At 60.5% G+C, this 12,640-nt stretch carries 11 protein-coding genes and 2 tRNA genes; 9 read left to right on the plus strand and 4 right to left on the minus strand.

The window, feature by feature from the left end:
* The first annotated feature begins 97 nt into the window (after positions 1 to 97).
* Both J3P95_RS19640 and pdeM read left to right on the plus strand, forming a co-directional pair.
* Positions 98 to 2,584 carry a ligase-associated DNA damage response DEXH box helicase gene (locus J3P95_RS19640; RefSeq protein ID WP_434579997.1) on the plus strand — a complete coding sequence of 829 codons (2,487 nt, stop codon included), beginning with the start codon at positions 98 to 100 and terminating at the stop codon, positions 2,582 to 2,584.
* Positions 2,584 to 3,240: a ligase-associated DNA damage response endonuclease PdeM gene (pdeM, locus tag J3P95_RS19645; RefSeq protein WP_434579995.1), complete on the plus strand. Its 657-nt coding sequence runs from the start codon at positions 2,584 to 2,586 to the stop codon at positions 3,238 to 3,240. Before J3P95_RS19640 ends, pdeM begins: the two co-directional genes overlap by 1 nt.
* Positions 3,241 to 3,352: 112 nt before the next feature.
* On the opposite strand, the gene J3P95_RS19650 is transcribed toward pdeM, so the two are convergent.
* Together J3P95_RS19650 and dcd are read right to left on the minus strand one after the other, a co-directional pair.
* Entirely contained in the window at positions 3,353 to 3,559 is a 207-nt protein-coding gene (locus J3P95_RS19650) for a hypothetical protein (RefSeq protein WP_186615279.1), read from the minus strand.
* 104 nt (positions 3,560 to 3,663) lie between these two features.
* Entirely contained in the window at positions 3,664 to 4,230 is a 567-nt protein-coding gene (gene dcd / locus J3P95_RS19655; RefSeq protein WP_186615277.1) for a dCTP deaminase, read from the minus strand.
* Between the two features lie 351 nt (positions 4,231 to 4,581).
* On the opposite strand from dcd, the gene J3P95_RS19660 reads away from it, so the two are divergent.
* Complete coding sequence (locus tag J3P95_RS19660; RefSeq protein ID WP_002554837.1) at positions 4,582 to 4,791, plus strand: cold-shock protein; 210 nt, start codon at positions 4,582 to 4,584, stop codon at positions 4,789 to 4,791.
* A 125-nt stretch (positions 4,792 to 4,916) separates the two neighbouring features.
* Here J3P95_RS19660 and J3P95_RS19665 read toward each other — a convergent pair whose 3' ends face one another.
* Entirely contained in the window at positions 4,917 to 5,924 is a 1,008-nt protein-coding gene (locus tag J3P95_RS19665) for a DUF481 domain-containing protein (RefSeq protein ID WP_434558386.1), read from the minus strand.
* Between the two features lie 155 nt (positions 5,925 to 6,079).
* On the opposite strand from J3P95_RS19665, the gene J3P95_RS19670 reads away from it, so the two are divergent.
* The 4 genes from J3P95_RS19670 (at position 6,080) to J3P95_RS19685 (ending at position 10,853) form a co-directional block, all read left to right on the plus strand.
* Positions 6,080 to 6,433, plus strand: a complete 354-nt coding sequence (locus J3P95_RS19670) for an MGMT family protein (protein ID WP_186615273.1) — start codon at positions 6,080 to 6,082, stop codon at positions 6,431 to 6,433.
* Positions 6,434 to 6,477: 44 nt separating this feature from the next.
* Positions 6,478 to 8,037: an AmpG family muropeptide MFS transporter gene (locus tag J3P95_RS19675; RefSeq protein ID WP_434558387.1), complete on the plus strand. Its 1,560-nt coding sequence runs from the start codon at positions 6,478 to 6,480 to the stop codon at positions 8,035 to 8,037.
* Positions 8,038 to 8,166: 129 nt separating this feature from the next.
* The gene (locus J3P95_RS19680; RefSeq protein WP_434579992.1) at positions 8,167 to 9,882 is read left to right on the plus strand and encodes a proline--tRNA ligase; all 1,716 of its coding nucleotides are present in this window, start codon (positions 8,167 to 8,169) and stop codon (positions 9,880 to 9,882) included.
* Positions 9,883 to 9,899: 17 nt separating this feature from the next.
* On the plus strand, positions 9,900 to 10,853 hold the full coding sequence (locus J3P95_RS19685; protein WP_434558389.1) for a hypothetical protein: 954 nt from the start codon (positions 9,900 to 9,902) through the stop codon (positions 10,851 to 10,853).
* Positions 10,854 to 10,902: 49 nt separating this feature from the next.
* Here J3P95_RS19685 and dinB read toward each other — a convergent pair whose 3' ends face one another.
* Positions 10,903 to 11,964 (minus strand): DNA polymerase IV, encoded by a 1,062-nt coding sequence (dinB, locus tag J3P95_RS19690; RefSeq protein WP_434579990.1) that lies wholly within the window; start codon positions 11,962 to 11,964, stop codon positions 10,903 to 10,905.
* Between the two features lie 284 nt (positions 11,965 to 12,248).
* Here dinB and J3P95_RS19695 point away from each other — a divergent pair.
* Both J3P95_RS19695 and J3P95_RS19700 read left to right on the plus strand, forming a co-directional pair.
* Positions 12,249 to 12,325: transfer RNA gene (locus J3P95_RS19695), tRNA-Met, on the plus strand.
* Between the two features lie 217 nt (positions 12,326 to 12,542).
* Positions 12,543 to 12,619, plus strand: a tRNA-Met gene (locus J3P95_RS19700).
* Positions 12,620 to 12,640 lie beyond the last annotated feature (21 nt).

Below are 12,640 nucleotides of genomic sequence, written 5' to 3' on the forward strand. Positions count from 1 at the left end.
TCAACGCAAAAGCGCGCCCGCCGTGATGTCGTTCATTAAACCTTTCATCTCTCGCCGTGGTCACTGAAAGAAGACTTTCAGGGCGCACACGGCACGCATGGCGACATCTAACAACCTCGCAAAACAGTGGTTCGATGCCCGCGGCTGGAAGCCGTTCGCTTTTCAAAAGCAGGTATGGACCGCGGTCAAGCGTGGCGAGTCGGGGTTGCTGCATGCCAGCACCGGCGCCGGCAAGACCTACGCCGTATGGTTCGCCGCCCTCAACCGTTTCGCCCGCTCAGTACCGCCGCCTGACACACCGCGTAAACGCAAACCGCCGGCCGAACCGTTGACGGTCTTGTGGATCACCCCGATGCGCGCGCTGGCCGCCGACACCGGCAAGGCCCTCGAAGCGCCTCTCGCACCCTTGCACATCCCTTGGAGCGTTGGCCTGCGCACCGGTGACACCAGCGCCAGCGAACGCGCCCGCCAAGGCCGCCGCTTGCCCACGGCATTGATCACCACGCCAGAAAGCCTGACCCTGATGCTCGCCCGCGCCGACGCGCAAACAGCGGCTTCGACGCTGCGCATGGTCGTGGTGGATGAATGGCATGAATTGCTCGGCAACAAGCGCGGCGTCCAATTGCAACTGGCCTTGGCACGATTGCGGCGCTGGAACCCCGAACTGATCGTCTGGGGTATATCGGCAACCTTGGGCAACCAGGCCCACGCCGAGCAGGTGTTGATCCCGCAAGGCAATGGAATCAGCGTGCAAGGCGCCAACGCGAAAGCGCTGCAGATCGATACGCTGCTGCCGCCGACCCTCGAACGTTTTCCCTGGGCCGGGCACATCGGCTTGAAAATGCTGCCCCAGGTGGTCGCTGAAATCGACGCCAGCAGCAGTTGCCTGGTGTTTACCAACACCCGTGCGCAATCGGAGATCTGGTACCAGGCGATTCTCGAAGCACGTCCGGATTGGGCCGGGCTTATCGCCCTGCACCACAGCTCGTTGTCCCGTGACACCCGCGATTGGGTGGAACGAGCGTTGAAGGACGGCCAACTCAAGGCGGTCGTGTGTACGTCCAGTCTGGACCTCGGTGTGGATTTCCTCCCGGTGGAGCGGGTGCTGCAGATTGGTTCCGCCAAGGGCGTCGCGCGGTTGATGCAGCGTGCCGGACGCTCCGGACATGCGCCTGGGCGGACTTCGCGGATCACCCTGGTGCCGACCCACAGCCTTGAACTGATCGAGGCGGCCGCCGCCCAGGACGCCGTGGCGCAGCGGCGAATCGAGCCCCGAGAATCGCCCCACAAACCTTTGGACGTGTTGGTCCAGCATCTGGTCAGCATGGCCTTGGGCGGCGGTTTCGTTCCCGACGAACTGCTTGAGGAGGTGCGCGGCGCCTGGGCCTATCGAGACCTGAACCTGGCTGAATGGGCGTGGGCCCTGGCATTCGTGCGCCACGGCGGCCTGTCGTTGACCGCCTACCCTGACTACCGACGGGTCGAGCCGGACGAACACGGCATTTGGCGCGTGCCCGATGCACGTCTGGCCCGGCGTCACCGCATGAGCATCGGCACCATCGTCAGCGATGCCAGCCTGCAACTGAAATTCTGGAGCAAGGGCGGTGGCGGCAAGATCCTGGGCAGCGTGGAAGAGGGTTTCATCGCTCGCCTGCGCCCTGGCGATGGCTTCCTGTTTGCCGGGCGCTTGCTGGAACTGGTCAGGGTCGAAGACATGACCGCCTACGTGCGCCGCAGCCAGGCCAAAAAAGCTGCCGTGCCGCGCTGGAACGGTGGGCGAATGCCGCTCTCAAACGAGTTGGCGGCAGCCGTCGTGGCGCGCCTGAGCGAAGCCGCCGCTGGCCGCTTCGAGGGGCCGGAAATGCAGGCGGTGCAGCCTTTGCTATCGACCCAGCATCGCTGGTCCGGCTTGCCTACGCAAAACACCTTGCTGGCTGAAGCGCTTAAATCACGGGAAGGCTGGCACCTGTTTGTCTATCCGTTTGCCGGGCGCCAAGTGCATCTGGGGCTGGCGAGCCTGTTGGCCTGGCGCGTCAGCCAGCAACAGCCGGTGACCTTTTCCATCGCCGTCAACGACTACGGCCTGGAACTGCTCAGTGCTACCGCGGTGGATTGGTCGACACACCTGGACCCGACGCTTCTGAGCGCTGAAAACCTCTTGGACGATGTGCTCGCCAGCCTGAATGCCGGGGAACTGGCCTTGCGCCGCTTTCGCGAAATCGCTCGCATCGCCGGACTGGTCTTCGCCGGCTACCCCGGCGCGCCGAAAAGTACCCGGCAAGTCCAAGCCTCGAGCGGGTTGTTTTTTCAAGTGTTCAAGCAATACGACGCCGACAACCTGCTGCTGGCCCAAGCCGGGGAGGAAGTCTTGCGCGAAGAACTGGATATACGTCGACTGGAGCACACCTTGCTACGCCTCGGTACGTTGAAGCTGGACCTGCACATCATCAAGCGCCCCACGCCCCTGGGCTTCCCCTTGCTGGTGGAGCGTTTTCGCGAAAGCATGAGCTCGGAGAAGCTTGCCGATCGCATCCGCCGAATGGTCAGCGAACTGGAAAAAACCGCCGATCGAGGGGACGCCTGATGCCCGCCCCGTATCCGGTCAACCTCGCCGGGGAAGAACTCTGGCTGCTGCCGCAAAAGGCCGTGTATTGGCCGGCCCAGGAAACCCTGATGGTGGCCGACGTCCATTTCGGCAAGGCCGCGGCTTACCGCAGCCTCGGTCAACCGGTGCCCCACGGCACCACCGCGAGCAATATCGCGGCACTCGATGCGCTGCTGGCCGACCTGCCGTGTCGACAGTTGATTTTTCTCGGGGACTTTCTTCATGGACCCGGCTCCCACGCACCCGGCACCTTGAAGGCACTTTCCGATTGGCGTGGGCTACATCCGCACCTGGCCATGACGCTGATTCGCGGCAACCACGACAAACACGCCGGCGACCCGCCGCTGGCGCTGAACATCCGCGTCGTTCCCGAGCCTTTGCTGCTGGGGCCCTTCGCCGTGCAACACGAGCCCAATCCACACCCCAGCCGTCATGTGCTGGCCGGGCACGTGCACCCGGTCTATCACCTGAGCGGCAAGGGCCGGCAGCGCCTGCGCCTGGCCTGCTTCCGCCTCGGCAGCGAGATCAGCCTGCTGCCGGCCTTCGGTGCATTCACCGGAGGCTACCGGGTCGAACAGGACAAGGGCTGCAAGATCTTCGTGGTCGGCGACAATGAAATATGGCCGATTGGCTGAAAGCTTCAAGCTTCAAGCTTCAAGCTTCAAGCTTCAAGCTTCAAGCTTCAAGCTTCAAAACAAGGCTAGGCGCACCCACTTGCAGCTTGTCACTTGTAGCTTGAAGCTGACGTCATGCTACAGGCGCGGGCGGCGGTTCGTCCGGAAGAGTCGGCTCGCCGGGTTCAGTGGGTTCCGTAGGATTGGGATCAGGATCGGGATCACCAGGAATACCGCCTGCCGCCTCAGCGGGATGGGCCAGCAGTGACCAGGCCAGGACGCCGATCTGATTGGGCTCAAGCCTTGCCAGTTCGGCACTGATTCGCGGATCGATCTTCATAGAGCAACTCCTGAGCGAAGGCCCGCTGCGTTAACGCAAAAAAAAACGGGCAGTACACTTCATAGAGTGCCTGCCCGCCCAGGAATTCCAACAGCTCGTCAGAATCAGGTGCGCGGCAATGTCACGCCACGCTGGCCCTGGTATTTGCCGCCACGATCCTTGTAGGACACTTCACATTCTTCGTCGGACTCAAGGAACAGCATTTGCGCCACGCCCTCGTTGGCGTAGATCTTCGCCGGCAGGGTCGTGGTGTTGGAAAACTCCAGGGTCACATGGCCTTCCCACTCCGGTTCCAGCGGCGTAACGTTGACGATAATGCCGCAACGGGCGTAGGTGCTTTTACCCAGGCAGATGGTCAGCACGTTGCGCGGGATGCGGAAGTATTCCACGGTGCGGGCCAGGGCGAAGGAGTTCGGCGGAATGATGCAGACATCGCTCTTGACGTCGACGAAGCTCTTCTCGTCGAAATTCTTCGGGTCGACGGTGGCCGAGTTGATGTTGGTGAACACCTTGAATTCGTCCGCGCAGCGCACGTCGTAGCCGTAGCTCGAGACACCGAAGGAAATCAGCCGGTTGGCGCCTTCGCCACGCATCTGGCGTTCCACGAAGGGCTCGATCATGCCGTGCTCTTGCGCCATGCGGCGAATCCACTTGTCCGATTTGATGCTCATGGCGGTGTCCTGAATAGCGAGGTGGAAAAAACTGTCCGGCATCTTACCGGGGCGCGGGGCGGGTTCAAAGTGCGGGAAGCAAATCTCGGCGATCCACCCTGATTTCCGGGCCCTGACGGCCATCGTGCGCGCCGTCAGTCATTAAAACCGAGAAACCTTCGCAAAGACCATTGGCACGTTCCGGAAAAAGGGGTAAGGTGACGTCACTGTGCTGCTTGTGTCACTGAGAATCTCTACACGATATGTTGAATTTCGATCCAACCATCTACAAGAATTTTTCCTGCTCTTTGCACTCAGTCTCGGCCAGGGTTCTTCCTGTGTCGCAGTTATCTTTGTTCAAGGAGTTACACCATGTCTAATCGCCAAACCGGTACCGTTAAGTGGTTCAACGATGAAAAAGGCTTCGGCTTCATCACCCCACAATCCGGTGACGATCTGTTCGTTCACTTCAAAGCTATCCAATCCGACGGCTTCAAAAGCCTGAAAGAAGGCCAACAGGTTTCTTTCATCGCTACCCGCGGTCAGAAAGGCATGCAAGCTGAAGAAGTTCAAGTTATCTAACTTGTCCTTGCTTTAGTAAAAGGCCCCGCCCTCAAAAGCGGGGCTTTTTTGTGCCTGCCAGTTTTAATCCCGCGCAAAAAAAATGTGGGAGCAAGCCCCCACATTGTTCCGCCTTGACTGGTTACTTACCAGGTGACGCCAAATCCTGCCGTGTAGCGAGTCTTGCTCAGGTCGCTATCCTCGGTGCCCTCGATGACATCCTTCTCGGCCTTGAGATTGAGCGACGCCCAGTCGGTCACCTTGTAGCGCAGTCCCATCTCCGCGTCGTAGGCATACTCGGCAACACCCGAAAGCGGCTTGCCCACCTCGCCGTTGGTGAAGAACTCGACGCGCTTGCCGATCAGGTAGCGGTTGTAGTCCCACTTCATCGCCACGGAATAGAAGTTGTCCTTGCCGCCATCACGGTATTCATAGTCGGTGCGGTTGAACAATGAACCCAGCGAGAACGCGCCCAACTCGTCATCCCAGAACTGATAGCCCGGACCGGTACCCACCACGCGTTGGCGAGCCAGGTCTTCGACCTTGTCGCGCTTGTAGTTGAGGCGACCTTGCCAGAACCACTTGTCCGTGAAGAAGCGGTCGAGGGAATACTCCAGCCGCCAGTTGTCAGTCGACACCACGTCGTCCTGGAATTCACGGTTGTACTCGCCCTCGGCGATATGCCGCCATCTGCCGTGGCGTGCCGAGGTCTTGAAGTCGACGTCGTAATCGTCGGTATCGTTTTCCGCTCGCTGGTAGTCCAGCGCGGCATCGATATTGCCCTTCCATACCAGATCCTCGACCACCGGCTTGGGCTTGAGGATCTGTTGGATACTCGCCAGATCGACGGTCTTGGGCGTATCACCGTTGGCCAGGGTGACCTTGCCATCCTCGGCCGCCTGCAACGCCTTGGCCTTCTCGCCGGTATAGGCGTCCTGCTTGACCAGCAATTGCTGGTCGCTTTCAAGCGTCTTGACCTGGTTCCAGTCAATCGGGATTGCGCCGGCGTAATCGGTCTGGATCAGCAGTTTGCCGCCATCGAAAACGGTGATCTTGCCACTGAGCTTGTCGCCGTTCTTCAACCAGACGGTATCGGCAAGCAAGGGCATGGAGGCGCTCGTAACAGCTAGGCACAGCAGGGTTCTAGACAACATAAGCGATAATGAGCTCAAGTTTGCGTTGAAAAGGCGGCATTATCCCCCAGGATGACACCTCAGCAACGACTGACCCGCGTATGGGGGATGAGTTCATTTATCAACGCATCCTGTAGGAATTAATCTACAGACGGACACCTTTAGGAACCTTGCTCGTGACTGACGCTCCAGCGGCCACCGAGAATGCCGCCCAAATCCGCCGTACCACGCTTTATCTGACCTTGGCCCAAGTACCGGCCGGCAAGGTTGTCACCTATGGTCAGCTCGCCGAGATGGCCGGCCTGGGTCGCGCCGCGCGCTGGGTCGGACGGACGCTCAGCCAGTTGCCGAACGACACGAAGCTGCCGTGGCACCGGGTCCTGGCGGCCGGTGGCCGGATCAGCCTGCCGGCGGGCAGCGCCTCGGGGGATGAACAACGTGCGCGCTTGCGCATGGAAGGGATCAGTGTCCTGAACAATCGTGTTGATATTCAGCGCCATGGCTGGCGTCCGGTAGAGCACAGCGGTTAGAGTGCGCGCTTTGTTTTCGCAATTTTTGAGGCAGACTCCAGCCCATGCCCCGTAAAACCTGGCGCGCCGCCCTCGCCGCCTATGCCAGTCCTTCGACGCTCGTGCTATTGCTGCTTGGCTTCGCCGCCGGCTTGCCCTACATGCTGGTCTTCTCCACGCTGTCGGTCTGGTTGCGTGAAGCCGGCGTGGCCCGCGAAACCATTGGTTACGCGAGCCTGATCGGCCTGGCCTACGCCTTCAAATGGGTCTGGTCGCCACTACTCGACCAATGGCGCCTGCCGTTGCTGGGCAAGCTGGGGCGTCGCCGCTCCTGGCTGGTGCTCTCTCAAGGTTTGGTGATCCTGGGCTTGATCGGCATGGGTTTCTGCGATCCGCAAAAACACTTGTCCTGGCTGATCGCGATTGCCGTGATAGTGGCCTTCGCCTCGGCCACCCAGGACATCGCCGTCGATGCCTATCGACTGGAAATCGTCGACGACACGCGTCAGGCCGCCCTCGCCGCCAGCTACATGTCCGGCTATCGCATCGCCGCTCTGCTGGCCACCGCCGGTGCCCTGTTCTTCGCCGAAGGCTTCGGTTCCACCGGGTTCAGCTACAAGCACTCAGCCTGGGCCGGTACGTACCTGCTGTTTGGCGTATTGATGGTGCCGGCGTTGCTGACTTCGTTGATCATGCGCGAACCGCCCGTGCCACTGCGCACACAGCTGCAGGCGGGGCGCTATACGTTCGTCCATCAACTGGCGTCGGTTTTCGTACTGATCGTGCTGCTGGTGTCAGTGCCGGCGATGTTCACCCAGCTCTATAACACCGACTTCGCCAGCGTGCTGTTCGAGGGGGTCAGCCTGCTCGACCTGCTGCTCGAAGACCGCGCCTTCCTGCGCGCCATCCTCTATATCATCCTGACCGCCATCTGCCTGTCATCCATAGGTCGCCGAGGCCTTGCGCCTGTGCTGACGCCCATCAACGACTTCATCCTCCGTTACCGCTGGCAGGCGCTCTTGCTGTTGGGGCTGATCGCAACCTACCGGATGTCCGATACGGTCATGGGCGTCATGGCCAACGTTTTCTACATCGACCAAGGATTTACCAAGGACCAGATTGCCAGCGTCAGCAAGATCTTCGGGCTGATCATGACCCTGGTCGGCGCAGGCATGGGCGGCCTGTTGATCGTACGTTTCGGCATCCTGCCGATCCTGTTCATCGGGGGCGTGTCCTCGGCCGCGACCAACATCCTGTTCCTGATGCTCGCCGACATGGGCCCCGACTTGCAGATGCTGATTGGCACGATTTCCCTGGACAATTTCAGCTCCGGCCTGGCTACCTCGGCGTTCGTCGCGTACCTGTCGAGCCTGACCAACCTGAAGTTCTCCGCCACTCAATATGCCCTGCTCAGCTCGATCATGCTGTTGCTGCCACGCTTGATCGGCGGCTATTCGGGGGTCATGGTGGAAAAATTCGGTTATCACGATTTTTTCCTGATCACCGCCCTGCTCGGCGTTCCGACCCTGCTGCTGATCGCCTTGCACTGGTACCAGGAAAACCGCCGCGAGGGCGTGAACTCCGATCCGGAATCGCCGCCGACCCGGCCCGCCGAAGAGTCGTAGGAAATTTCAGCAGGCGCCGAAGAAAGCGGTGCCTGGTTCCGGCGGCAGGCCACGCGCCTGTACGCCAGGGCATCTCGCCCGTACAATGCTGCGTCACTTCTCGTCATCAGCAACCGACAACGGCCAACCATGCGCACCAGTCAATTTTTGCTCGCCACACAGAAAGAAACGCCTTCCGACGCCGTCGTGATCAGCCATCAGCTGATGCTGCGTGCCGGCATGATCCGCAAGCTCGCCTCCGGCCTGTATACCTGGCTGCCGATGGGCCTGCGAGTGATGCGCAAGGTCGAAGCCATCGTCCGCGAAGAAATGAACGCCGCCGGCTCCCTGGAAGTGTTGATGCCGAGCACCCAGCCGGCCGAGCTGTGGCAGGAATCTGGCCGCTGGGAAGAATACGGCCCTGAGCTGCTGCGCATCAAAGACCGTCACGGTCGCGACTTCTGTGCTGGCCCGACCCACGAAGAAGTGATCACTGACCTGATGCGCAACGAGTTGAGCAGCTACAAGCAGCTGCCTATCAACCTGTACCAGATCCAGACCAAATTCCGCGATGAGATCCGTCCACGCTTCGGCCTGATGCGCGGCCGTGAGTTCATCATGAAGGATTCGTACTCGTTCCACGCCGACCTGGCCTCGCTGCAAGTCACCTATGACCGCATGCACCAGGCCTACTGCAACGTCTTCACCCGCCTGGGCCTGAAATTCCGCCCGGTTGAAGCCGACAACGGCTCCATCGGCGGTGCCGGCTCCCATGAGTTCCACGTATTGGCCGAATCCGGTGAAGACGACATCGTCTTCAGCAACGGCTCCGACTACGCCGCGAACATCGAGAAGGCCGAAGCCGTGCCACGGGAAACCTCCCGCGCCGCGCCGACCGAAGAACTGCGCCTGGTGGATACGCCGAACACCAAGACCATTGCCCAGTTGGTGGAAGGCTACAACCTGCCGATCGAGCGCACTATCAAGACCCTGATCGTGCGCGCGGAAGAAGAAGGCAAGCTGATTGCCCTGATCATCCGCGGCGACCATGAGCTGAACGAAATCAAGGCCGGCAACCAGCCAGGCGTCGCCAGCCCATTGGTCATGGCCACCGACGCCGAACTGCGTGATGCCATCGGCGCCGGTGCGGGCTCCCTCGGCCCATTGAACCTGCCGTTGCCGATCATCATCGACCGCTCGGTGGCATTGATGAGCGACTTCGCCATCGGCGCCAACATCGATGACAAGCATTATTTCGGCGTGAACTGGGAGCGCGACCTGCCGGTTCCAACCATCGCGGACCTGCGCAATGTGGTTGCCGGCGACCCGAGCCCGGACGGCAAGGGCACCCTGGAAATCAAGCGCGGCATCGAAGTCGGGCACATCTTCCAGCTGGGCGACAAATACAGCAAAGCGATGAAGTGCGAAGTGCTGGGCGAGAACGGCAAGCCGGTCACCCTGCAAATGGGCTGCTACGGCATTGGCGTGTCCCGCGTAGTGGCGGCAGCGATCGAACAGAACAACGACGAAAACGGGATCATCTGGAGCGACACCCTGGCGCCATTCCAGGTTGCCCTGGTGCCGTTGCGCTATGAAACCGAACAGGTCCGCGAAGCCACCGACAAGCTCTACGCCGAATTGACGGCCGCCGGCTTCGAGGTGCTGCTGGACGACCGCGACAAGAAAACCAGCCCAGGCATCAAGTTCGCGGACATGGAACTGATCGGCATTCCACACCGGATCGTGGTCAGTGACCGCGGACTGGCCGATGGCAACCTGGAATACAAGAGCCGCACCGAGGCCGAGCCACAAGCGCTGCCGGTCGCCGACGTGCTGTCCTTCCTCCAGGCCCGTATCCGCCGCTGAGACCAGATAGAGACGTCATGTTCAAGCGAAACACCTTAGCGTTGGGGGGCGCCGTACTGTGCGGCGCCCTGCTGGTCAGCGGATGCGCCAACCAGATGTCGCAACGCAACGAGCACGAAGAACGGATCGAGCGCAAACTGCTCGACCATAGCCTGCAGATCGATGTGGGCGAACCCAAGGTGCTCGACTTGCCGCAGCGTCGCGTGCGGATCAACGAACAAAAGACTTTCGAAGTCACCGAGTTCGAGGTCACCCGCCATTACGACCGCTACACGCCCTACCAACCTTGGCGGGAGGTCTATGAGATCCCGTTGGGCGCGGTGGCGGTGGTGGCCGGTGTCGGCGCGAACGTCGTCAATGTGTTCGCCTTCGGCACCCTGCCCGACACGGCGACCCGCGACTGGATCAGCTACGGTTTCGCCGGGCTCAACCCGTTCATGAACGTTCCGTCCAACGGCCGGGCGCAACAGAACCTGGCGGGTATCGACGAAGTCCAACGGGACAAGCGCACCGAATATTCGAGCTTGCCCTGGAGCGAGCGCCCGGTCGAGGTGAAAGCTGCCCGCCAGACGTTCGAGCTGAGCACCGACCGCAACGGCGTGTTGCGCTTGAACCTGCTGGAAAGCCCGTTTGCCGAACATGACCTGAGCCAGTTCGGCAAATTGCAGATCAGCGTCACCGATGCCCAGGACGAGGTGCATACTGACTCGTCCCTGAGCATCAGCAGCACCTTGCGCAGCAAATTGGTGGAAGCCCATGCGTTGATCTATGACGACTTGGAAGATGACGAAGTGAGCCAGTGGGTTCACCGAGTCAAGCGGCTGTCGGAGCTGGGCCTTGAAGAAGAAGCCAGCGAGCTGGAGCAGAGCCTGATCGAACTGACCCGCAATGATCCGGAACTGCAGGCCGAATTCCTGAAAGCCCTGACCAAGGACGGCGGGCGGCTGGTGGCGGACCCGGGCGCTAGCTGAGTGAATGCTCCCCTGTGGCGAGGGAGCTTGCTCCCGCTGGGCTGCGGCTTTACCGCTCAAACAACTCCAACTGCTCAAACCCACCCCGTAAATCCTCCAGCCGCACCCCTATTCCCAGCAACCGTACCGGCTTGCCGCCGCGGTTGAAGGCCTGGGTCAACAGCAACTGGTAACTGCCCAGGTCCCGCCCTGCCCCGGCCTGTTCCAGGGTGGTCTGGGTGAAGTCATGAAATTTGACTTTGACGAACGGTTTGCCCGGACGGTAGCTGCTGTCGATCCGCGCGATGCGGCCGCTCAGGGTTTCCATCAGTTCGGGCAGCTTGTCGAGACAGCTCTGCAGGTCGGGCAAATCGACGTCGTAGGTGTTTTCAACGCTGATGGACTGACGCCGACTGTCGTTATGCACCAGGCGGTCGTCAACCCCACGGGCGAGGCTCCAGAGTCGCTCGCCAAAACTGCCGAATTCGCGCACCAGCGCGAGCTTGTCCCACTCGCGCAGATGCCGGCAATCGACAATACCGAGCCTGTTCAACTTGTCGGCGGTGACCTTGCCGACACCGTGGAGCTTGTTCACTGGCAAGGCCGATACGAAATCTTCTACTTGGTCGGGGGTGATGACGAACAAGCCGTTGGGCTTTTTCCAGTCACTGGCAATCTTGGCGAGGAATTTGTTCGGCGCGACGCCGGCAGACACAGTGATGTGCAACTGATTGGAAACCCGTCGGCGGATGTCCTGGGCGATACGCGTGGCGCTGCCTCCGAAATGCGCGCTGGCGGAGACATCCAGATAGGCCTCGTCCAGGGACAACGGTTCGATAAGGTCGGTGTAATCACTGAAAATCGTATGGATTTCCTTCGACGCTTCCCGATAGGCATCCATCCGCGGCTTGACGATGGTCAGGTCCGGACAGAGTTTCAAGGCGTGGCCGGAGGACATGGCCGAGCGCACGCCATAGGCCCGCGCCTCGTAATTGCAAGTGGCGATCACACCACGCCGGTCCGCCGAGCCGCCGACCGCCAGGGGCTTGCCGGCCAGCTGCGGATCATCGCGCATTTCGATCGCGGCATAGAAGCAGTCGCAGTCGACGTGGATGATTTTGCGTTGCGTCATATAAAGAAGCGGTACGTGGGATGGATCGGAGCGCCAGTATCTCACCCGAACCTGTACATAGCACCAGTAGTTTGAAAGATCCTTCAGCGGACAGGGAAAAAACCTACGTGAATGTGTTTCTTCAATCGCAGCGAACCGCTCGATAGAGCGCCAGCCCTTGCCAGGCTTGCGTCACAGCACTGCAACATTCGCTTTGCCCGAGGCTAACCACTTGAAGCGGAACAGGTTTTTCCAGGTAAGGGGTTGACAGGGCGCCGATCCTCTGTAGAATGCCGCCACACAGACGCGGGATGGAGCAGTCTGGTAGCTCGTCGGGCTCATAACCCGAAGGTCGTCGGTTCAAATCCGGCTCCCGCAACCAAACATCAAGAAAGGCTACTCGAAAGAGTGGCCTTTTTTGTGTGCGCTTGTTTTGCAGCGTCGTGGAGACCCGACTCCATCACCGCTCCGCGCCGTCAAAGTTGTAGGACGATTTTCCGTTTGTTTTCGCGTATTTAGCCAACCGGGCGTTTATTTTGCCCAGCATCTTATTAACGGTTGACACTCCGGCGTTCGCCTGTAGAATGCCGCCACACAGACGCGGGATGGAGCAGTCTGGTAGCTCGTCGGGCTCATAACCCGAAGGTCGTCGGTTCAAATCCGGCTCCCGCAACCAAATATCAAGAAAGGCCACTCG

Source organism: Pseudomonas sp. Z5-35, from assembly GCF_051131945.1.
Lineage (GTDB): Bacteria > Pseudomonadota > Gammaproteobacteria > Pseudomonadales > Pseudomonadaceae > Aquipseudomonas > Aquipseudomonas marvdashtae.